This window comes from Methyloversatilis sp. NSM2, from assembly GCF_038066675.1.
In the GTDB taxonomy this organism is placed as follows: domain Bacteria; phylum Pseudomonadota; class Gammaproteobacteria; order Burkholderiales; family Rhodocyclaceae; genus Methyloversatilis; species Methyloversatilis discipulorum_A.
The window spans coordinates 211,460-231,746 of the sequence record NZ_JBBUKV010000017.1 but is presented as its reverse complement, the minus strand read 5'-3'; the positions used below and the strand labels follow the sequence as shown (position 1 = coordinate 231,746).

The 20,287-nt window shown below is 68.5% G+C and carries 19 protein-coding genes; 9 read left to right on the top strand and 10 right to left on the bottom strand.

The window, feature by feature from the left end; translation table 11 throughout:
- Positions 1-17 precede the first annotated feature (17 nt).
- The 5 genes from WJU27_RS19985 to WJU27_RS19965 are packed head-to-tail and all read right to left on the bottom strand — an operon-like array spanning position 18 to position 4,269.
- On the bottom strand, positions 18-662 hold the full coding sequence (locus WJU27_RS19985; protein WP_296813311.1) for a tetratricopeptide repeat protein: 645 nt from the start codon (positions 660-662) through the stop codon (positions 18-20).
- Positions 659-1,471 carry an SDR family oxidoreductase gene (locus WJU27_RS19980; RefSeq protein ID WP_341423208.1) on the bottom strand — a complete coding sequence of 271 codons (813 nt, stop codon included), beginning with the start codon at positions 1,469-1,471 and terminating at the stop codon, positions 659-661. Before WJU27_RS19980 ends, WJU27_RS19985 begins: the two co-directional genes overlap by 4 nt.
- Entirely contained in the window at positions 1,468-2,136 is a 669-nt protein-coding gene (locus WJU27_RS19975; RefSeq protein ID WP_020165775.1) for a TenA family transcriptional regulator, read from the bottom strand. The genes WJU27_RS19980 and WJU27_RS19975 overlap by 4 nt, the downstream gene beginning before the upstream one ends.
- On the bottom strand, positions 2,123-3,592 hold the full coding sequence (locus WJU27_RS19970) for an AMP-binding protein (RefSeq protein WP_341423207.1): 1,470 nt from the start codon (positions 3,590-3,592) through the stop codon (positions 2,123-2,125). The genes WJU27_RS19975 and WJU27_RS19970 overlap by 14 nt, the downstream gene beginning before the upstream one ends.
- Positions 3,589-4,269: a thermostable hemolysin gene (locus WJU27_RS19965; protein ID WP_020165777.1), complete on the bottom strand. Its 681-nt coding sequence runs from the start codon at positions 4,267-4,269 to the stop codon at positions 3,589-3,591. Before WJU27_RS19965 ends, WJU27_RS19970 begins: the two co-directional genes overlap by 4 nt.
- Before the next feature lie 138 nt (positions 4,270-4,407).
- Here WJU27_RS19965 and pepP point away from each other — a divergent pair, with 138 nt between their 5' ends.
- From pepP to hemF, 9 genes are all read left to right on the top strand, one after another.
- Positions 4,408-5,721, top strand: a complete 1,314-nt coding sequence (gene pepP / locus WJU27_RS19960) for a Xaa-Pro aminopeptidase (protein WP_020165778.1) — start codon at positions 4,408-4,410, stop codon at positions 5,719-5,721.
- Positions 5,718-6,893, top strand: coding sequence for an FAD-dependent monooxygenase (locus WJU27_RS19955; protein WP_341423206.1), 1,176 nt, complete (start codon positions 5,718-5,720; stop codon positions 6,891-6,893). Before pepP ends, WJU27_RS19955 begins: the two co-directional genes overlap by 4 nt.
- A gap of 90 nt (positions 6,894-6,983) precedes the next feature.
- Positions 6,984-8,486 (top strand): MBOAT family O-acyltransferase, encoded by a 1,503-nt coding sequence (locus WJU27_RS19950; RefSeq protein WP_341423205.1) that lies wholly within the window; start codon positions 6,984-6,986, stop codon positions 8,484-8,486.
- A gap of 2 nt (positions 8,487-8,488) precedes the next feature.
- Positions 8,489-9,682, top strand: a complete 1,194-nt coding sequence (locus WJU27_RS19945; protein WP_341423204.1) for a hypothetical protein — start codon at positions 8,489-8,491, stop codon at positions 9,680-9,682.
- 110 nt (positions 9,683-9,792) lie between these two features.
- Positions 9,793-10,827: a tRNA dihydrouridine synthase DusB gene (gene dusB / locus WJU27_RS19940; protein WP_341423203.1), complete on the top strand. Its 1,035-nt coding sequence runs from the start codon at positions 9,793-9,795 to the stop codon at positions 10,825-10,827.
- Between the two features lie 50 nt (positions 10,828-10,877).
- On the top strand, positions 10,878-11,114 hold the full coding sequence (locus WJU27_RS19935; RefSeq protein ID WP_019916864.1) for a Fis family transcriptional regulator: 237 nt from the start codon (positions 10,878-10,880) through the stop codon (positions 11,112-11,114).
- A gap of 53 nt (positions 11,115-11,167) precedes the next feature.
- Positions 11,168-12,757 (top strand): bifunctional phosphoribosylaminoimidazolecarboxamide formyltransferase/IMP cyclohydrolase, encoded by a 1,590-nt coding sequence (gene purH, locus WJU27_RS19930; protein WP_341423202.1) that lies wholly within the window; start codon positions 11,168-11,170, stop codon positions 12,755-12,757.
- A 34-nt stretch (positions 12,758-12,791) separates the two neighbouring features.
- The gene (purD, locus tag WJU27_RS19925; protein WP_341423201.1) at positions 12,792-14,054 is read left to right on the top strand and encodes a phosphoribosylamine--glycine ligase; all 1,263 of its coding nucleotides are present in this window, start codon (positions 12,792-12,794) and stop codon (positions 14,052-14,054) included.
- Entirely contained in the window at positions 14,051-14,974 is a 924-nt protein-coding gene (hemF, locus tag WJU27_RS19920; protein ID WP_341423200.1) for an oxygen-dependent coproporphyrinogen oxidase, read from the top strand. Before purD ends, hemF begins: the two co-directional genes overlap by 4 nt.
- A gap of 186 nt (positions 14,975-15,160) precedes the next feature.
- On the opposite strand, the gene WJU27_RS19915 is transcribed toward hemF, so the two are convergent.
- The 5 genes from WJU27_RS19915 to WJU27_RS19895 form a co-directional block, all read right to left on the bottom strand.
- Positions 15,161-15,796 (bottom strand): OmpW/AlkL family protein, encoded by a 636-nt coding sequence (locus WJU27_RS19915; protein ID WP_020165786.1) that lies wholly within the window; start codon positions 15,794-15,796, stop codon positions 15,161-15,163.
- 80 nt (positions 15,797-15,876) lie between these two features.
- Positions 15,877-16,881, bottom strand: a complete 1,005-nt coding sequence (locus WJU27_RS19910; protein ID WP_341423199.1) for a M48 family metallopeptidase — start codon at positions 16,879-16,881, stop codon at positions 15,877-15,879.
- A 1-nt stretch (position 16,882) separates the two neighbouring features.
- Positions 16,883-17,968, bottom strand: a complete 1,086-nt coding sequence (locus tag WJU27_RS19905; protein WP_341423198.1) for a YjgN family protein — start codon at positions 17,966-17,968, stop codon at positions 16,883-16,885.
- Between the two features lie 56 nt (positions 17,969-18,024).
- Entirely contained in the window at positions 18,025-19,188 is a 1,164-nt protein-coding gene (locus tag WJU27_RS19900; protein ID WP_020165788.1) for a heme biosynthesis HemY N-terminal domain-containing protein, read from the bottom strand.
- Complete coding sequence (locus WJU27_RS19895; RefSeq protein WP_296813300.1) at positions 19,188-20,285, bottom strand: uroporphyrinogen-III C-methyltransferase; 1,098 nt, start codon at positions 20,283-20,285, stop codon at positions 19,188-19,190. Before WJU27_RS19895 ends, WJU27_RS19900 begins: the two co-directional genes overlap by 1 nt.
- Positions 20,286-20,287 lie beyond the last annotated feature (2 nt).

The window sequence follows — 20,287 nt, the reverse complement described above, 5'->3', positions numbered from 1 at the left end:
TTCCGCTCATGACCCGCTTACTTCAGCTTCTCGCGCACCTTGACCAGCAGCGCCTCGATCTCCTTGCGCCGCCCTTCGTCGGCCAGCGGACGGCTGGGGCGGGCCGGCGCCTGCAGCGCCGCTTCGAGCGAGGCGCGTGCCTTCTCGTACTCGCCGTTGCGGTACAGGAAGTCGCCCATGAAGTAGTTGCTGTCGATGCCCTTGGGGTTGATGGCCAGCGCCTTGGTCAGCAGTTCGCGCGCCTTGTCCTTGTCGCCGAAGCCGATCGGCCAGCCCGGCACCTGGTAATAGAGCGAGCCGAGGCTGGTGTAGGCCGATCCGTCGAGCGCGTTCGGGTTCTTCGCCAGCGCCTTCTCAAGCGCCGAGCGCGCGTCCTTGACCAGCGACAGCGCACCCAGCCCGCCCTTCGCACCGGCGTGGCTGGCGACGATGATGCCGTACCAGATGTCCGCTTCGGCGCGATCCGGATGCTCGGCGCGCACCGCCGCCGCCTCCTTGCTCAGCGCCTCGAAAGCCTGTTCCTGCTTGTCGGCCGGCTGCCTGTACTTGATCTGTTCCCACTCGGTCTGCAGCTTGGCGACCGACTCGTCCACACCGGCGAAGGCCGGTGCAATGACCATTGCTGCGAACAACGCGCACGAGGCGCGAAAGAATGCGTTCACGATTTGACTCCCTGTTGTGCGTGACGGCGGATGACGGACAGCTGCTTCGCCAGGCTGGAATCGACCAGCGAAGGCAGCAGGCGGTTGATGCGGACGAACAGCTTTTCGGGCCAGCCCAGGTGGCGCTCGGCGCGTGCGCCGTCGAGCAGCTTCAGCAGTTCGGCGGCGACGTGCTCCGGCGCGTCGCTGGCGACGCCAAGCTCGGCGTTCAGTGCCACCTGGGCCGGACTGTTCAGCGCGGTGCGGGTGGCGCGCGGCGCCAGGTAGCGCAGCTGTACGCGGCTGCCGGCCAGCTCGCGACGCAGCGCCTCGGTGAAGCCACGCAGCGCGAACTTGCTGGCGCAGTAGGCGACGCTGCCCGGGTGGCCGATGTCGCCGAGGATGGAGCCGACGTTGACCACCTGCGCCCGCGCCTGACGGTGCAGCGCTGGCAGCAGCGCGTGCGTCAGCAGCATCGGCGCGACGACATTGGTGTGCACGATGCGTTCTATCTGCGCGTCCGACTGGTCCTCGAACCAGGCCAGCTCGCTGACGCCGGCATTGTTGATGAGCAGGTCCGGCCCGCCCGGCAGCGCTTCGGCGGCGATCACCACGGCGGCGCGCCCGACGGCCGTGCCGAGATCGGCGGCGACGGTGCGCACCTGCGTGCCGGGTGTCCGGCGGACAAGGTCGTCGGCCAGTGTCGCCAGTTTCGACGGGTCGCGGCCGACCAGCAGCAGCGCGGCGGCGCGCGGCGCCAGCGCGTGCGCCATCGCGCTGCCGATGCCGCCGGCCGCACCGGTCAGCACGATCTTCAGTCCCTTGGTCATGCCGCGCACGCCTCGTCGCAGGCGGGCAGCGCGCGGAAGATGTCGCCGTAAAGGCGGAACATGACGCGCGCGACATGGATGACCGCCTGTCGGTCGTCCTCGTCGTCGAGACCATCCATCAGCGTGGCGAAGAAGCGCACGTGGTCCTGGTCCAGGCTGCCGTGCGAATTCAGGTAGGTGAAGGCGGCCGGTGGCAGGTGCAGCGTCTGCGCGATGCGCTCGGCCGCCGTGGTCGCGATCTGCACGCTGGTGCCTTCTAGCACATGCACCATGCCGAAGAAGCCGACCGGATTCTTGCGTGCGATGCAGTCGTAGGCGTAGGACACCATCAGTTCGGTCTCGATGGCGGGTTCGGACATGCGCGCAGCTTCACGGTCTCCGCCGCAGGCGACGATGTCGTCGAGTATCCATTCCTCGTGGCCGATTTCCTCGTCGATGTACTCGGCCACCGCGCGACGCAGCGATTCGTGCCGCGCCGGCAGCCGTGCGCCGCAAGCCATCAGCAGCGGCACCGTGTGGCGCACGTGGTGGAAGGCTTCGCCGAGGAAGGCGCGGTACTGGCGCAGCGTGACGCGGCCGGCCAGCGCGTCCTGGATGATGGGCGCGCTCAGCAGGTGAGCGCGTTCGGCGGCGGTTTCGTGTTGCAGGCGTTCATGAAAAGACATGTCGGTTCTCTCCGCGGGCATCCCCGCATTCGTACAGCTCGGCGATGCGTTCGCCGTAGCAGGTCCACACCGCGTCACGGCGCACGCGGCCGTTGTCGGTCGCCAGACCGTTGGCGGGGGAAAAGGGGGAATCGGCGCGCAGGTAGACGCCGATGCGTGCGTAGTCGGGCAGCCGTGCGTTGGCGGCGGCGACCGCGGCATCGAGCGCCGCGTCCGGCAGATCGCCGCGCGGCACGATGACTGCGGCAAGCGTCGGCCGCGCCTCGCCGAATACGACCACCTGCGCCACCGCGGGCGAGGCGAGCAGTTCGGCTTCCGGCCATTCGGGCGATACGTTGCGACCGAAACTGGTGATGATCTGGTGCTTCAGGCGGCCGGTCACGTGCAGCCGGCCGTCGGCGTCGAGGCGGCCGATGTCGCCGGTCGCCAGCGGGCCGTCCGGCAGCGCCGGCGCACCTAGATAGCCGGGCAGCCGCGGCCCGTCGACCAGGATTTCGCCGCGTGCCGACAGTTCGACACGCAGATGCGGCAACACCCGCCCGACCGCGCCCGGCGGGTCCGACGGCAGATTGAGCGCGACCACCGACCCGGCCTCCGACAGGCCGTAGCCCTCGCAGGCCGGAATGCCGAGCGCGCGCGCGCGCTCGATCAGGTCGGGCGACACGCGCGCGCCGCCGACCGCGACCAGTTTCAGGCCGCGCGGCGCGGGCAGGCCGGCGTCGACCGCCGCCACCAGCGCGGTCAGCATCTGCGGCAGCAGGAGGAGGCTGTCCGGCTGCCAGCGCTCGAGCGCTGCCAACGCCGCACGCGGGTCGAAACGGCTGGAACCGCTGAGGCCGACTTCGGCCAGCGGCGGCACGACACACTGCGCGCCGGCCAGCCAGGCCGCATCGGCGCCGGCGACGTTCTCCAGCAGCACGGCCAGCGGCAGCATGCAGAGATGGCGGCGGATGCCGAGTTCGCGCGCGATACCGGCGACCGACACGCTCACCGCCGACAGCTGCTCCGTGCTCAGGCATACGCCTTTGGGCTGGCCGGTGGTGCCCGAGGTGAAGGTGATCTTGGCAGTGCCGTGCGGCAGCGCCACCTCGGCCACATCGTTGCGGCCGAACAGCGACAGCGCGCCAACCGCCATCGGCGCGACGCGCTCAGCGCGCAGCGCCGCGGCCCGCGCTGCGTCGTCGGTCAGCAGCAGGCGCGCACCGGCGGCGTCGAGCGCGTGCCGGCACTGGTCGTCGGTGAAGAAGGTGGGCAGCGGCAGCAGCACGCGGCCAGCCATGCGCACCGTGCGGTCGGCCAGCAGCCAGTCAGGACCATTGTCGGCGAGCAGCGCGACGACCTCACCGTCGTGCGCGCGCAGTGCGCGCGCCAGTGCGTCGATGCGCGCGGCCACTGCGGCGGCGTCGAGCACGCCGTCGCGACCGGCCACGGAGGGCGACAGCTGTTCGCCGCTCATGCCGCCTGCTCGCCCACGGTGTGCAGGCCGCTGACGATACGGCCGACCATGACGGTCGGGCTGTTGCGGTAATACGTTCCCCAGCCGTCCTCGCCGTCGTGCAGCCGTGCCGGATCAGCCGGCGCCACCGGGAAAATGGGTATGCCGAGGCGGACGAAGGAATTGGCCAGCGCGCGGGTGGCGGTGAACACCACGTAATCGAGACCGCGCGCATACAGGTGGCGGGTGGCCAGCGCGATCAGTTGCCGCCCCATGCCGGCCGACGTCGCCGCCATATTGCCGACCTCGGCCAGCGCCGAGCGCGCAACCGGCTCGCGCAGCACCGCCGACAGCGCCTGTTCGAGCGGCAGGTCCAGATACTGTTCGACGAACACATGCGGTCTTGCCACCGGCAGCGAATAGCCGAGCGCCGCCTGCCACTGGCCGTCGGCCCCGCGCACGCCGAGCAGCGTGTCAGCGAAATGCCGGATCACCGCGCCGTAGCTGCGGAAGAAGCAGCCGGCGATGAAACGTTCGAGCGAGGCCCTCGCCGGGTGGCCGTGGCCGACCACTTCCAGAACGGGTTCGCCCTCTTCGTCCGGCATGCGCAACCCGATCACGCAGGCGCGCAGCGACGCGGCGCCTCCGGAACGGGCCTGCAGCGGGGTCAGTGCAATCAGCGCGGCGGTGTGCGGCATCGCTTGCCTCCTTTTCGATGGAGGCATGCTCGCGGCTGAAGATTAAGCGGCCCTTAACTGCCCTGGCCGGCCTGCAACAGAACGTTTCCGGCGCAGGAAGCCCTAAACTCACGTCCTGAACGAAAGCCGGAACCCGACATGCATCCCTATTCCGAACGCCGCGCCCGCCTGATCGAACGCATGGGATCGGGCGTGGCCGTCATCGCCACCGCCCCCGAACGCGCGCGCAACCGCGACACCCACTACGGCTACCGCCACGACAGCTACTTCTATTACCTGACCGGTTTCGCCGAGCCGGAAGCGGTGCTGGTGCTGGTCGCCGGCGACAGCCCGCGCAGCATCCTGTTCTGCCGCGAAAAGAACGAGGAAAGGGAAATCTGGGACGGCTGGCGCCACGGCCCCGACGCAGCGCGCGAGAAATTCGGCTTCGACGAAGCCCACGTATATGGCGAACTGGACGCGAAGCTGCCCGAACTGCTGGCCAACCAGCCGCGCCTGCACTACGTGATCGGCGAGGACGCAGCGTGGGACCAGCGCATGATGGCCGCACTGAACGCTGTGCGCGCCCAGGTGCGCGCCGGCCGCCAGGCGCCGTCCGAGCTGCTGGACATCCGCCAGCCGCTGGACGACATGCGACTGATCAAGGACCTGCACGAACAGACGCTGATGCGCCGCGCCGCCGACATTTCCGCCCGCGCCCACCGGCGCGCGATGCAGGCCACCCGCCCCGGTGCGATGGAATACGAGATCGAGGCGGAAATCCTGCACGAATTCCGCCGCAGCGGTTCGGAAGCGCCGGCCTACGGTTCCATCGTCGCCGGTGGCGCCAACGCCTGCGTACTGCACTACGTGTCGAACGACGCAGAACTGCACGGCGGCGACCTGCTGCTGATCGACGCCGGCTGCGAACTGGGCGGCTACGCCTCGGACATCACCCGCACCTGGCCAGTCAGCGGCCGCTTCAACGCGGCACAGCGCGACGTCTACCAGCTGGTGCTGGATTCACAGACCGCCGCCTTCGCCGAAGTGAAGCCGGGCGCGCGTTTCATCGACTACCACGACGCCGCGGTCAAGGTGCTGGCGCAGGGCATGCTGGACCTCGGCCTGCTCAAGGGTTCGCTCGACGAAGTGATCGACAAGGGCGATTACCGCCGTTTCTACATGCACCGCACCGGCCATTGGCTGGGCATGGACGTGCATGACGCCGGCGAGTACCGCCCGCGCGGCGGCGGCCCGAACGAATGGCGCACGCTTGAAGCCGGCATGGTGCTGACGGTCGAGCCCGGCTGCTACATCCGCCCGGCCGACGACGTGCCGGAGGCCTTCTGGAACATCGGCATCCGCATCGAGGACGACGTCATCGTCACCGCCGACGGCTGCGACATCTACACCGCAGCCGCGCCCAAGACCATCGCCGACATCGAAGCCGTGATGGCCGAGGCGCGCGGATGAGCGAGGTCATCGTTGCACCGCCGCTCGATGCCTTCATCGTCGGCGCCGGACCGGTCGGGCTGGCAGCCGGCTGCGCCTTGCGTGCAGCCGGCCTGCGGGTGGTCGTGGCCGACGCCGGCCCGGCCGAGCGCGCGCTGGAAGACACGCGGGTGATCGCGCTGTCGGCCGGCTCGCGCGACATCCTGCGCACGCTGCAGGCCTGGCCAAGCGCTGATGCGACGCCGATCGGCACCATCCACATTTCGCAGCGCGGTCATTTCGGCCGCACCGAACTGCGCGCCGCCGACTACGGCCTCGACGCGCTGGGCCACGTCGCGCGCGCCGGTACCGTGGTGCGCGCCTTGCGCAGCCGCGCGCAGGCGCTCGGGCTCGATGTGCGACACGAGCTCGCCGTCACCGGCGCCCGTGAGGACGGAGACCTTGTCCAGGTCGACACCGCCGCCGGCACCTTCGCCACACGAGTGCTGATCTGGTGCGAAGGCCGCATCGCCGACGACGAGGCGCTGGCGCGCAGCCGCGACTACGGCCAGCACGCGGTGATCGCGCTGGCCACGCCAATGCGTCCGCACGGTCACGTCGCCTACGAACGATTCACGCCGGACGGTCCGGTCGCGCTGCTGCCCTGTGGCCGCGACTACGCCGTCGTCTTCACCTGTGCCGCGGCCGAAGCCAGCGCACTGCGCGACGAGCCGGATACGCAGTTCCTCGCCCGCCTGTCCGACGCGCTCGGCGGCCGCGTGCAGTTCTCCGCGCTGGGCCCGCGCAGCGCCTGGCCGCTGACGCTGCGCATGCGCGCCGACGTCGTACGCGGACATCAGATGTGGCTGGGCAATGCCGCCCAGACGCTGCACCCGGTGGCCGGCCAGGGGCTGAACCTCGCACTGCGCGACGTCGGCCAGCTGGCCGAGTGCCTGCTGCCGGTGCTGGCGCGCGGTGAGGGCGACATTGCCGAAGTGCTCGAACGTTACGGCCGGCTGCGTCGCACCGACCGCGCGGCGACCGGCGGTTTCACCGACGCGCTGGTGCGCATCTTCGGCATCGGTGCCGGCCACCCGCTGCTCGGCCCGCTCGCCGGTCACGCCCGCGGCGCCGCGCTCGCCCTGCTCGACGCCTGTCCGCCGGCGCGCCAGTTCATCGGCCGGCGCATGATGTTCGGCGCGCGCGGCTGGTAAGTGCCGGCAGCAGCGCGGTAAGGACGCAGTTCCTCGCCGCGCCGCCGGCCGGCCCCTAGAATCCGCGCACCCCATGCCCGCTGGCTGCGCATGCTGTTCAACTCCTACGCCTTCCTGTTCGCCTTCCTGCCCATCACGCTGGTCGGCTATTTCCTGCTCGGACGGCGTTCGGTCACGCTGGCAGCGGGCTGGCTGGCGCTGGCGTCGCTGTTCTTCTACGGCTGGTGGGACGCGCGTTACCTGCCGCTGCTGATCGGCTCCATCCTGTTCAACTACCTGACCGGGCGCGCCATCGCGACCCGCGCCGGCACGCCGGCCGCGGGCCGCCTGCTCGCACTGGGCATCACGGCCGACCTCGCGCTGCTGGTCGGCTACAAGTACAGCGCGCTGTTCATCGACACCGCCAACCGGATGGCCGACCTGGGCCTGCCGGTACCCGACATCGTGCTGCCGCTGGGCATTTCGTTCTTCACCTTTACGCAGATCGCCTTCCTGGTCGACGCTTGGGCAGGCAAGGTGCATGAGACGCGGCTGATCAGCTACACGCTGTTCGTGACCTATTTTCCGCACCTGATCGCCGGGCCGGTGCTGCATCACGGCGAAATGATGCCGCAGTTCGAAAAGGCCCGGAATTTCCGACCGCATCTGAACAATTTCCTGATCGGCGGCAGCATTTTCGTGTTCGGCCTGGCGAAGAAGGTGCTGCTCGCCGACAACCTGGCACCGCTGGCCGGCGCGGTATTCGACCGCAGCAGCGAACCCGGCCTGCTGGTGGCGTGGGGCGGCGTGCTGGCCTACACCTTCCAGCTCTACTTCGACTTCTCCGGCTATTCGGACATGGCCATCGGCCTGTCGCGGCTGTTCGGCGTCAAGCTGCCGCTGAACTTCGATTCGCCCTACAAGGCAGCCACCATTTCCGACTTCTGGCGGCGCTGGCACATGACGCTGTCGCGCTTCCTGCGCGACTATCTCTACATCCCGCTCGGCGGCAACAAGCACGGACCGCTGCGCCGCTACGGCAACCTGATGGTGACCATGCTGCTCGGCGGCCTGTGGCACGGCGCCGGCTGGAACTTCCTGCTATGGGGCGGCCTGCACGGCGCCTATCTGTGCATCCAGCACGCCTGGTCGTCGATGTTCCGGCTGCCGCGACCGCTCGCCGTGCTGCTCACCTTCGTCGCCGTGGTCGTCGCCTGGGTGTTCTTCCGCGCCACCAGCCTGCCGGTCGCGTTCGATCTCTTGGCCGGCATGGCGGGGGCACACGGCATCGGCCTGCCGGAGGCGATCGGGCTGCGCCTCGGTCCGCTCAAGCCGCTGCTGCTGGATCTGGGCATCGAGTACTACGGCGGCGGCGGCGAACAGTTCGTCAGCACCTGGTGCTGGGTGACGGTGGCGGCCGTGATCGCCTTCGCCTGCCCGAACACGCAGCAGATCCATGCGCGGCTCAGGCCGGCGATCGAACGGGTGCGGCCGCTGCGCGGCAGCCTGCACTTTTCACTGCGCCCGCGCTGGGCGATCGGACTGGGCCTCGCGAGCACGCTGTGCGTGCTGGCGCTGTCGCGGCCGTCCGAATTCCTCTATTTCCAGTTCTGACCATGGCGCCGCGCCGCCGCTTCGCCCGTCTGTGGCTCCTCACGCTGGCGCTGTCGCTGGCTGCGGTCGCACTGTTCAACGCCTTCATCGACCCGTGGGGACTGCACGGGCTGGTGCGCATCGACGGTGTGAACGCGGTCAAGATCCGTCCCGAGCGGGCGATCGGCGAGCTCAAACTGGCACGCGCGCTGCGCCACCGGCCGGACGCTCTCATCCTCGGCAACTCGCGCGCCGACATCGGTATGGACCCGACTCACGGCAGCGTCGTTGCGCTCGCGCGCCGGCCCTTCAATCTGGCGGAACCGGGAGCCCGCCTGACCGCCCAGGTGCACCAGCTCGAAGCGCTGCTGTCTGCCGGACATCGCCCGCGTCTGCTGCTGGTCGGGCTGGAACTGTTCGATCTGCTGAACGCCGAACCGCTGCGCCGCACCGACTGGCGGCCGCGCGACGACCTGTGGGCGCAGCAGCGTGTGACGCGGTTGCAGAGCGTGATCACTCTGTCAGCGCTCGGCGACAGTCTGCTCACGCTGCGCGCGCAACACGACCCTCACGCGGCGACGCTGCGCGACGACGGCTTCAACCCGCTGCGCGACTACGAAGGCATGGCGGCGCGCGAAGGCTACGCGCCGCTGTTCCGTCAGCGCGCCGCCGAAAACGCCCGTCGCATCGGTGCTCACCGCTGGCCGTCGCGGCTCGATGCGACGGCCGATTTCATCGCGCTGCGCCGCCTGCTCGAACTGGCTGACCAGCACGACATCCGCGTCGAGTGCTTCACCTACCCCTACCACGCGCACATCCTCGGCACGCTGCACCGGGCAGGCCTGATGGACGAAGTCGCCGCATGGAAGCAGGCGCTGGCTGACACGGTCCATGCCGCCGCTGCGCAGGGTGCGAACGTCAGGCTGTGGGATTTCGTCGCCGTCACGCCTGAAACAACGGAAGCGGTGCCGCCGCCGGGCGACCGGCACAGCGTCACGCACTGGTACTGGGAAGGCGGGCATTTCAAGGCGGCGCTCGGACACCGCATGCTGGAGCGGATGCTGGGCACGGGCGGTACGGAAAACTTCGGCCGCCAACTGCCGCCGGAAGCGGTCGCCACCGATACGCTGGCGCGCGACGTCGAGGCGCTGCTGGCGGCACGCGCCGATCTGGACGCCGATCTTGACCGCGCCTTCGCGACAGCCGGGCTCGACTGAGCTCCCCGGATACGCCCTGCCACCGGCGGGCTTCGCTGCAGATTTTCTCTGCACCGCCGCATCGGGGTAGAATCGCGCCCCTGCCCGTCCGTATACCGTCCCCACCCACCATGCAGTTCGTCGGCTTCAACCTGCGGAACAACCTTTTCGTCGCGCCCATGGCCGGCGTGACCGATAGACCCTTCCGCCAGCTGTGCAAGAAGCTGGGTGCCGGACTGGCCGTGTCGGAAATGGTCACGTCCAATTCCCTGCTCTATGGCAGCGCGAAGACGCAGCGCCGCGCGAACCACGACGGCGAGGTGGCACCGATCTCGGTGCAGATCGCCGGCGCCGACCCGAAGATGATGGCCGACGCCGCCCGCCACAACGTTGACCGCGGCGCCCAGATCATCGACATCAATATGGGCTGTCCGGCGAAGAAGATCTGCAACGTGATGGCCGGTTCGGCGCTGATGCAGGACGAGCCGCTGGTCGAGCGCATCCTGGAGGCGGTGGTCAAGGCGGTGCCGGACACTCCGGTCACGCTGAAGATGCGCACCGGCTGGAACCGCGACAACAAGAACGCACCGCTGCTGGCGCGCGTGGCCGAGCAGTGCGGCATCCGCGCGCTGGCCATCCATGGCCGCACGCGCGCCGACCAATACACCGGCCACGCCGAGTACGACACCATCCGCGCGGTGAAGGCCGCAGTGAACATTCCGGTGATCGCCAACGGCGACATCACGACGCCGCAGAAAGCGCGTGAGGTTCTGGCGATCAGCGGCGCCGACGGCGTCATGGTTGGCCGCGCCGCCCAGGGCCGGCCGTGGATCTTCCGCGAGATCGAACACTTCCTCGCCACCGGCGAACTGCTGGCGCCGCCCGAAGTGTCGGAAATCCATCGCGTCTGCCGCGAGCACATCGAAGACCTGTACGGCTTCTACGGCACCGACAGCGGCGTGCGCATCGCCCGCAAGCACATATCCTGGTACACCAAGGGCCTGGTCGGTTCCGCCGCCTTCCGCCACGCGATGAACCAGCTCGAGGGCACGACCGCGCAGCTGGCGGCCATCGACGAATTCTTCGGTCGCATGGCGGCCGACAACGACAGGCTCGCCTACGAGCCGGAATCCACCGAAGACGAGACGCAGGTACTGGCCGCCTGAGCGCCTGAGCACGGCGCAGTATCGGGACGGACCATCAGGGAGACGCCGCCATGAGCGGACGCAGTGATATTGCCGAGTGCGTGAGGCACTCGCTGGAACGTTATTTCCGCGATCTGGATGGCGAAGCGCCGAGCGACATCTATGACATGGTACTGCGCCAGATGGAGCGCCCCATGCTCGAGGTGGTGATGCGCGAAGCCGAAGGCAACCAGACGCGCGCTGCCGACATGCTCGGCATGAACCGCAACACGCTGCGGCGCAAGCTCACCGACCACGGCATGATCTGAGCGGCGCCCCGGCACCGCCCACCGAATTCCTCAACCTCCCACTGGAACGGCGCATGAAAGTACAGCGTGCATTGATCAGCGTATCCGACAAAACCGGCATCGTTGAATTCGCCACCGCCCTGACCGGGCTTGGCATCGAACTGCTGTCCACCGGCGGCACCGCATCGCTTCTGGCCAATGCCGGCCTGAAGGTGACCGAGGTGGCCGACCACACCGGCTTCCCGGAAATGCTGGATGGCCGCGTCAAGACGCTGCACCCGCGCATCCACGGCGGCCTGCTCGCCCGGCGCGAAGTCGAGGCCCACATGCAGGCGCTGGCGGAACACGACATTCCGACCATCGATCTGCTGGTGGTGAATCTGTACCCGTTCGAGGCGACGGTGGCCAAGGCTGGCTGCACGCTGGAAGACGCGATCGAGAACATCGACATCGGCGGCCCGGCCATGGTGCGTTCGGCAGCCAAGAACTGGCGCGGTGTCGGCGTGCTGACCGACGCCTCGCAGTACGCGGGCGTGCTGGACGAACTGCGCGCGAACGGCGCGCTGTCCGACGCCACCCGCTTCGCGCTGTCGGTCGCCGCCTTCAACCGCATTTCGAACTACGACGCCGCGATCAGCGACTACCTGTCGGCACTGAACGCCGATGGCACGCGCGCCGAGTTCCCGGCCCAGTCCAACGGCCGCTTCGTCAAGATCCAGGACCTGCGCTACGGCGAGAACCCGCACCAGCGCGCCGCCTTCTACCGCGACCTGTACCCGGCGCCGGGTTCGCTGGTCAGCGCGAAACAGCTGCAGGGCAAGGAACTGTCGTACAACAACATCGCCGACGGCGACGCCGCCTGGGAATGCGTGAAGAGCTTCGACAGCGGCGCCTGCGTGATCGTCAAGCACGCCAACCCCTGCGGCGTGGCGCTCGGTGCGACCCCGCTGGAAGCCTACCGCAAGGCCTTCGCCACCGATCCGACCTCGGCCTTCGGCGGCATCATCGCCTTCAACATGCCGGTGGATGCAGCAACCGCCGAAGCAGTAAGCGGCCAGTTCGTCGAGGTGCTGATGGCACCCGCCTTCACCGCCGACGCGCTGAAACTGCTGGCCGCCAAGGCCAATGTGCGCGTGCTCGAAATCCCGCTCGACGGCGTCGATGCCAAGGGCGCGACCGCCTGGGCACGCGGCCGCAACCTGCATGACGTGAAGCGGGTCGGCTCCGGCCTGCTGATCCAGACCGCGGACGAACCGGAATCGCTGGACGGCCGTCTGAAGGTGGTGACCAAGCGCGCGCCGACCGCCCAGGAAATGACCGACCTCACCTTCGCCTGGCGCGTCGCCATGTACGTGAAGTCGAACGCCATCGTCTATTGCCGCGACGGCGCGACGGTCGGTGTCGGCGCCGGCCAGATGAGCCGCGTTGATTCGACGCGGATTGCGCGAATCAAGGCAGAGAACGCCGGTCTGACCATTGCCGGTTCGGTGGTGGCGTCGGACGCCTTCTTCCCGTTCCGCGACGGCGTGGACGTGCTGGCCGAAGCCGGTGCCAAGGCCATCATCCAGCCGGGCGGCAGCATGCGCGACGAAGAAGTGATCGCCGCTGCCGACGAGCACGGTCTGGCCATGGTGTTTACCGGCACCCGGCATTTCCGTCACTGAGCTGTACTCGCGCACGATTGAAGAAGGACGCATCATGAAACTGCTGGTCATCGGTTCAGGCGGACGCGAGCACGCCATCGCCTGGAAGCTCGCGCAGAGTCCGCGCGTGCAGAAGGTCTATGTCGCGCCAGGCAATGCCGGCACCGCACTGGAACCGAATATCGAGAACCTGCCGATCACCGATTTCGCCGAACTGATCAGCTTCGTCGAGAACGAGAACATCGCCTTCACCGTGGTCGGCCCGGAAGCGCCGCTGGCTGCCGGCGTCGTCGACTGCTTCCGCGTGCGCGGCCTGAAGATCTTCGGGCCGACCCGCAAGGCCGCCCAGCTCGAAAGCTCCAAGGACTTCGCCAAGCAGTTCATGGTGAAGAACAACATCCCGACCGCCCACTACCAGACCTTCACCGACGCCGCCGCTGCGCGTGCCTATGTCGACGAGATGGGCGCGCCCATCGTGATCAAGGCCGACGGCCTGGCGGCCGGCAAGGGCGTCGTCGTAGCGATGACGCTGACCGAAGCGCACGCCGCGATCGGCAACATGCTGCCGGGCGACGACGGCGGCAAGTCACGCGTGGTGATCGAGGAATTCCTGCAGGGCGAGGAAGCCAGCTTCATCGTCATGTGCGACGGCCAGAGCGCGCTGCCGCTGGCCACCAGCCAGGACCACAAGCGCCTGCTGGATGGCGACGCCGGCCCCAACACCGGCGGCATGGGCGCCTATTCGCCGGCGCCGGTGGTGACGCCGGAAATCCACGCCCGCGTGATGCGCGAAGTGATCCAGCCGGTGCTGACCGGCATGGCGCTCGACGGCCTCCCCTTCACCGGCTTCCTGTACGCCGGCCTGATGATTTCGCCTGAGGGCGACATCAAGGTGCTGGAATTCAACTGTCGCATGGGTGACCCGGAAACCCAGCCCATCATGATGCGGCTGAAGACCGATCTGGTCGACCTGATGGAAGCCGCGCTCGACTACAAGCTGTCCGAAGCCAGTACCGACTGGGACCGCCGCGTCGCACTCGGCATCGTCATGGCAGCCGCCGGCTACCCGGACGCGCCGCGCAAGGGCGACGTGATCAACGGCCTGCCGGCCGCGACGGCGGAGGGCCACGTGTTCCACGCCGGCACCACCGAGCGTGACGGCAAGGTGGTGACCAACGGTGGCCGCGTGCTCTGCGTGACCGCGCTCGGCGACACCGTCAAGCAGGCGCAGCGCGCCGCCTACGCGCTGTGCGACCAGATCCAGTTCGACGGCGCCCAGTTCCGCCGCGACATCGGCCACCGGGCGGTGCGGCGATGAGCACGCGGGCGGAAACGGTCCGCGCCTGGCTGCTCGATCTGCAGGACCGCATCATCGGCGGTCTCGAAACGGCGGACGGCTCGCCCTTCCTGACCGACGGCTGGGTGCGCGGCCCGGAAGAACGGCTGCAGGGCGACGGCCGCACGCGGCTGATCGAGGAAGGCAAGCTGTTCGAGCGCGGCGGCTGCAACTTCTCGCACGTGCGCGGCGACACCTTGCCGCCGTCGGCCTCGGCCAACCGCCCAGATCTCGCCGGGGCGTCGTTCGAGGCGATGGGCGTGTCACTGGTGCTGCATCCGCGCAACCCCTACGTGCCGACCGTGCACCTGAACGTGCGCTTCTTCACCGCGCAGCCGAAGAGCGGCGACGCGGTGTGGTGGTTCGGCGGCGGCATGGATCTGACGCCCTATTACGGCGTCGAAGAGGATGCAGCCCACTTCCACCGTAGCTGCCGCGACGCGCTGGCGCCCTTCGGCGCCGACACCTGGGCGCGCTACAAGAAGTGGTGCGACGATTATTTCTACCTGAAGCACCGCAAGGAAGCGCGCGGCATCGGCGGCGTGTTCTTCGACGACCTCGGCGCGGACGGCGAAGTGAGTTTCGACCACGCCTATGGGCTGACGCAGGCCGTCGGCAACGCCTTCCTCGACGCCTACCTGCCCATCGTCGAGCGTCGTCGCGACACGCCCTACGGTGAGCGGGAACGCGACTTCCAGGCCTACCGGCGCGGTCGCTACGTCGAATTCAACCTGGTGTTCGACCGCGGCACGCTGTTTGGCCTGCAGTCGGGCGGGCGCACCGAGTCCATCCTGATGTCGATGCCGCCGGTCGTGAAGTGGCGCTACGACTGGCACCCCGCCGACGGCTCGCCGGAGGCGAAGCTCTACACCGACTTCCTCCCGCCGCGGGACTGGATATAGCAGGCGTTCGCGAAGCATTGCTTCGCGCCTGCGAAACCGGCCGCTCGCCAGTGCTGCGCGAGCTCAGCCTGAGAATCAAAAAAACGGGCACCTCAAGGGTGCCCGAACCGGGACTGCAGGAAGAACCTTTTGGCTTGCCCGCCGGCCTTCAGGCTTGTGGCCCTGGACCGGCGAACCCGCTCAAACTCAGAAGCGATAACCGATACCGACCGAATAAAGCATCGGGTCGATGCCCAGCTTGGTTACCTTGGCGCCGCCGGCGCCCTTGATGAAGATGTCAGTGTCGATAGCAACGTACTTGACGTCGAAGTTCAGGAACCACTTCGGCGCGATCTGCACGTCGGCACCGACCTGTGCCGCCCAGCCGAAGCTGCTGCGGTCGATGCGCAGCGGCACGCTGCCGCCGAGAACGGTGCCGGCATCCAGATCGACGCTGGAGAAGCGCGTGTAGTTCAGGCCAAGACCGGCGTACGGACGGATCGTGCCTTCGGGATTGAAGTGGTACTGCAGCGTCAGCGTCGGCGGCAGGTGCTTGACTGAACCGATGCCCACACCGCCCAGTTCCACGTCATGCTTCTGCGGATAGGTCAGGATCAGTTCGGCGGCGATGTTCTTGGTGAAGAAGTAGGTGATGTCGATTTCCGGGAACACCTTGTTCTCGGCTTCGACATCGATCGGCAGGCCCAGACCGCCCGAATTGTCATTGTCCGGGTTCATGTACAGCGCACGTGCGCGCACCATCCAGTTGCCTTCATCAGCCGCGTTCGCCACGCCTGCCACGGCAGCCAGTGCTGCCACACCCACCCACTTGATCGCCTTCATTTTTACGTGCTCCAGAGGATTTAAACCGCATTCGGTGACGGCAGTATCCTCAAGAGGCGAAAACCCCACGTTGACCAAGGTCAATCGGCGGCGAAGTCTCCACGGCGGAGCTTTTCGATACGTTGTGCGCTATCCGGATGGCTTGAAAGCCAGCCCGCAGCCGTGCCATCCTCGCGCGCGCCGTGCGCGCGGGCGAGGCGTTCGAGCATGTCGGCCAGCAGCGCCGGCGAGCGCCCCTGACCGCGCAGCGCGCACGCCGCGTAGGCGTCGGCTTCCTGTTCCATGCCGCGCGAATAGCCCGACTGCAGCAGCACGGTGGGCGCCATCGCGAGCAGGCTGCTCACGTCACCGGCGTACCAGGTCATGAACAGCGCGACGGCCGACCCCTGCAGCACCATGCGCATGCCATGCCTGAGTTCGACGTGTCCGAGTTCGTGCATCAGTACCGCCAGCACCTGTTCGTCATCGTCGGCCAGCGCGACCAGTTGGTCGGTGACGATGAGCGAGCCGTCGGGCAGCGCAAATGCGTTGGCACCGACCGATCCGCCCGAGCGGAACAGCAGCGTGTGCGGCAGCGTGCTGCGCGCGGCGAGCGCCGAGCGCAACTGCTGCTGGCGTGCCTCGTCGAGCTTGCTCGGTGCGAGCAGGCGGTCGTCCAGCAGTTCGAGCGCCTGCTGCGACATGGCCGCCACCACCGCCTGCGGCACGTGCGGCGCCGCCATGCCGGCCGCCCACGGCAAGCCGTAGCGTGCGCCCAGCCAGACGATGAGGATCAGCGCTGCGACGGCACCGAGCACGACGCGCGCATCGAAGGCCCAGCGTACCGTCGCACGGTCGCGGTGACCGCTGGCGTCGAGGATCTGCGCCAGCGCGGCATGATCGCGCACCTCGACGTGCGCACCGTCGGCGAAGGTGATCAGCCGCGGCGCCGCCCCCATCGGCTCGGACAGACGCAGCGTAGCCAGCGGCTCGCGGCGCGCGACACCGTCGGCCTGCACGTGCAGTGCGTCGCCGTCGAGCTCGATGGTCGCCGCGTGCGCCCGCGCGCTGACACCGTCGAAATACAGAGCCGCAACTGACGGCATGTCAGAGCGCGATGTCGACGTCGAACAGATCGGCTGCCTCCTCGCCGGTCGCCGCCACGTCCTGCGACTGACCGGCGACGAAGTCGTCGAGCGGACCGGCGCTGATCATCGTGACGCTCTCGATCCGGTAGCGCGCGAGCCTGATCGCGGCGAAAGGCATGAACAGGCCGAAGGTGCAGACGATGGCAATCAGGTTGGTCAGCGTGATCGCGTACAGCGTGCGGGCACGGGCACGCGACTCGAAGCGATGCGGGCCGAGTCGCGTGTTGTTCCACACCAGGTTCTGCAGGCGTGCAAGCAGATAGGGCTGAACCAGCATGAGCACGGCCAGCCAGCCGAGAAACAGAAGTATCGGCAGCATGGACAGACTTTCCGGCCCACCGCCACTCAGCGCGAAGAGACCCACCATCATTGCCCCCATCACGAGCAGCCCCGCCAGAAGGAGCAGGAACAGGACGCCGTACATCCTGTAGAAGGCGGACACCGGCACATCCAGACGAAAACGCGTGGTGCCGAAGCGTGTGTTGTCGAGCTGATAGCGCTTCATGCGCTGGTGCCACATCGGCGCCAGCAGGTAGAGCGTGAGTACGGACAGCAGCGGCCACATCAGGAAGACCGAGTAAGCCCCCCTCTCGTCGCCATCGAAGGCGAAGCGCAGGCCGCGCCAGCTGGTGTTGCGGGCGCGGAACTTCAGCGAGCGCATCAGCAGCATCGGCATTACGGCGGCCAGCACGATGGCGACCGCAATGCCGAGGACGGGCGAGAACTCGAATGACAGGTTGTAGGCGACCAGCAGGATGACACCGATCACCCGTCCCTTCAGGATGGCGCGCGGATCCCCGTGGTAGTCGAAGGCCGCACCGCCCAGCGTGGTATGACGATGGAAGTACTGCAGCCGCCGGACCTTGGCCCAGGCGGAGTAGATGCCCAGCGTGACGATGCTGAGCAGCAGGTTGACGATCCAGATGCCGAAGTATTCGGCACCGCGGCCGGAGAAGATGAGCGCCTCCGCGTGCGGCGCGCCGGAAGGCCCGAAGGGGTCGGCAGGCGGCTGCGCCGCGACGTCACTTTCGAAGGGATTGTTCATGTCTCGCCCGCGCCGATGATCACGCGCGGATCATGACATAGGCACAGCGACGCGGTTCACTTCATCAGAGCCGCAGCGCGGAAATGTGCCCGTGCATCGTCGGGTCGCTCCAGGTGCTCGGCCAGCAGCGCCAGTTCGACATGGACGATGCGCGACGGCTGCACCGCCAGTGCCGCTTCGAGATAGCTCTGCGCCTTGCCCCACAGCTGCTGCGTGCGGCACAGGCGGCCGAGCGCGAGCAGCAGTTCGGCATCGTCCGGATGGTCGCGCAGCCAGGCCTCGGCCCGGGCGATGCGCGCCAGCGCGTCGGCGCCGTCGGAGTGCGCGTACAGCGTCATCAGCGACGATTCCCAGCCGCGCTCGATCTGCGCCTCGATCAGCTTGCGCGCCTGCGCGAACTGGCCGGCGGCGACCAGCGCCTCGCACATCGCGCGCACCACCTGCGCGTCCTCACGCTCGACCGACGGCAGGCTCTTCCAGTAGGCGTCCAGTTCCGACGGATCGATGTCGTGCAGCGCCCCCATGTGCGCCTGGCGCCGGACCGGCGCCGCCTGTTCCGGCGTCAGCGCACGGTGCTTCTGCAGCAGACGCACCACACGCAGCAGGCCGCCCCAGTCGCCGAGGCCGCGGCGGGCGCGCATCGCCAGACGCAGCGCAGCGACATGGCGCTGGCCGCCCGACTGCAGCACGTCGATGCGCTCCAGCGCGTCACCGTATTCGCGGCGGTCGGTCAGGATGTCGGCTTCGGTCATCAGGCGCGCAGTGCGCAGATCGTCGAAGCGCTCGGCCTGGCGCAGCCACTCGTCGGCTTGTACCTGTTCGCGCATCGCGTGCGCCGCGCGGGCACCGATGAGCGCGGCCAGGCCGGGCGACTCGCCGCCCTCGACCGCTACCCGCGCGCTGCGCTGCGCATGGCCGTAGCGGCCTTCGAAGTAGAGCCGGGCCGCATCGCGCAGCGCGGTCACCGCACGATGGCGACGCTGGCGGGCACGATAGCGCGCGGCGCGCGCCGGCATACGCATCAGGCCATCGATGAAGTGGAACAGGCTGTACAGCAGCGCGACACCGAGCAGCAGCGTGACGATGAACAGGTTCAGCGACAGTTCGACGCGCCAGGGCGACCACTGGATCAGCACGAAGCCGTCATTGTGACGGGCGGCGATGACCAGACCGACAGCCAGCGCACACAGGCCGAGCAGCCACAGCAGCAGGCGCACCATCAGCGCTTCTCCTCGCGCGTGACGGTCGGGCGCTGACGCTGCGCCTTCAGCTGGGCCAGCGCACTCATCGATTCATTCAGCCCGGGCAGTGCCTCGCCCGGATCGACCGCTGCCAGCTGGCGCAGCGTGACCAGCGCGTTCTCGGTCTGGCGGGCGCGGGTGTCGTAATAGCGCTCGATCCACTCGCGCGCCAGCCGGATGTCCTCACGCCAGACGGCACCGTTGCGCTGCAGCAGCGCAACGCGCGCGTTGATCAGTCGAAGTTTCAGGTTCTCGCGCAGGAAGAAGCTGTGTTCCGGCGACAGCAACGCGGGATCGGGGCGGTCCAGGCGTTCGATGCGCACCAGCTGACGGACTTCCTCCCACACCGCCCGTGCCAGCCGCTGCGCCTGCGTCGGCTCCGCCCCCTTGTCGTCGCCGGCCGCTGCCGTCGACGCACCCCGGGCCGGCGAGCGTTCGAAGGCGAGCGGCAGCCCATCGACGACAGACAGCAGGGTGTCGATGCGCAGCGCCTGGCCGGACAGGTCGGCCATCGGCGCCCGGCGCAGCCGCTCCATGTCGTTCGCCATGGCACGGCGCAGCGGCAGGTAGCGGCCGGTATCGACGCGCGCCAGCCGCGCTTCGGCGCCGGACAGCGCACTGAGGGCGAGCTTGGCGTCGCCGGCCAGCTGCAGCTGCTGCTGGCCCAGCACCAGCGCATGCTCGACTTCGGCCAGCACGCGCTCGTCGTAACTGCGCACCAGGTCGTCGGCCAGATACTCATAGGCTTCTATGCGTGCCCGCAGTTCGGCCAGCTGCACTTCCTGGCTGCTCAGTCGCGTGCCGTAGCCAGCGATGCCAGCGGCCTCCTGTTCGGTCGCGCGGGTAGCCTGCGCCGCCTGTTCGCCGACCACCTCGACCCGCCTGTGCAGTTCGGACTCCAGTGCACGCATGCGCTGCAGCATCAGGAAGCTCGCCACGCCGAGTGCCACCAGCAACAGCAGCGACAGGCCCAGCGCCCACAGCGGAACGACGCCCTCGCGCTTCGACGACGCCGGCTGGGAGGCGGCTGCGCCGACGGGGGTGACAGGGGTATTCGGTGGTGTCTGCTCGCTCATGT

Excerpts from the sequence above, each read along its gene's own strand:
- WJU27_RS19980 (WP_341423208.1), bottom strand. The coding sequence starts at position 1,471 with ATGACCAAGGGACTGAAGATCGTGCTGACCGGTGCGGCCGGCGGCATC.
- WJU27_RS19975 (WP_020165775.1), bottom strand. The coding sequence starts at position 2,136 with ATGTCTTTTCATGAACGCCTGCAACACGAAACCGCCGCCGAACGCGCT.
- WJU27_RS19970 (WP_341423207.1), bottom strand. The coding sequence starts at position 3,592 with ATGAGCGGCGAACAGCTGTCGCCCTCCGTGGCCGGTCGCGACGGCGTG.
- WJU27_RS19965 (WP_020165777.1), bottom strand. The coding sequence starts at position 4,269 with ATGCCGCACACCGCCGCGCTGATTGCACTGACCCCGCTGCAGGCCCGT.
- pepP (WP_020165778.1), top strand. The coding sequence starts at position 4,408 with ATGCATCCCTATTCCGAACGCCGCGCCCGCCTGATCGAACGCATGGGA.
- WJU27_RS19955 (WP_341423206.1), top strand. The coding sequence starts at position 5,718 with ATGAGCGAGGTCATCGTTGCACCGCCGCTCGATGCCTTCATCGTCGGC.
- WJU27_RS19950 (WP_341423205.1), top strand. The coding sequence starts at position 6,984 with ATGCTGTTCAACTCCTACGCCTTCCTGTTCGCCTTCCTGCCCATCACG.
- WJU27_RS19945 (WP_341423204.1), top strand. The coding sequence starts at position 8,489 with ATGGCGCCGCGCCGCCGCTTCGCCCGTCTGTGGCTCCTCACGCTGGCG.
- dusB (WP_341423203.1), top strand. The coding sequence starts at position 9,793 with ATGCAGTTCGTCGGCTTCAACCTGCGGAACAACCTTTTCGTCGCGCCC.
- WJU27_RS19935 (WP_019916864.1), top strand. The coding sequence starts at position 10,878 with ATGAGCGGACGCAGTGATATTGCCGAGTGCGTGAGGCACTCGCTGGAA.
- purH (WP_341423202.1), top strand. The coding sequence starts at position 11,168 with ATGAAAGTACAGCGTGCATTGATCAGCGTATCCGACAAAACCGGCATC.
- purD (WP_341423201.1), top strand. The coding sequence starts at position 12,792 with ATGAAACTGCTGGTCATCGGTTCAGGCGGACGCGAGCACGCCATCGCC.
- hemF (WP_341423200.1), top strand. The coding sequence starts at position 14,051 with ATGAGCACGCGGGCGGAAACGGTCCGCGCCTGGCTGCTCGATCTGCAG.
- WJU27_RS19915 (WP_020165786.1), bottom strand. The coding sequence starts at position 15,796 with ATGAAGGCGATCAAGTGGGTGGGTGTGGCAGCACTGGCTGCCGTGGCA.
- WJU27_RS19910 (WP_341423199.1), bottom strand. The coding sequence starts at position 16,881 with ATGCCGTCAGTTGCGGCTCTGTATTTCGACGGTGTCAGCGCGCGGGCG.
- WJU27_RS19905 (WP_341423198.1), bottom strand. The coding sequence starts at position 17,968 with ATGAACAATCCCTTCGAAAGTGACGTCGCGGCGCAGCCGCCTGCCGAC.
- WJU27_RS19900 (WP_020165788.1), bottom strand. The coding sequence starts at position 19,188 with ATGGTGCGCCTGCTGCTGTGGCTGCTCGGCCTGTGTGCGCTGGCTGTC.
- WJU27_RS19895 (WP_296813300.1), bottom strand. The coding sequence starts at position 20,285 with ATGAGCGAGCAGACACCACCGAATACCCCTGTCACCCCCGTCGGCGCA.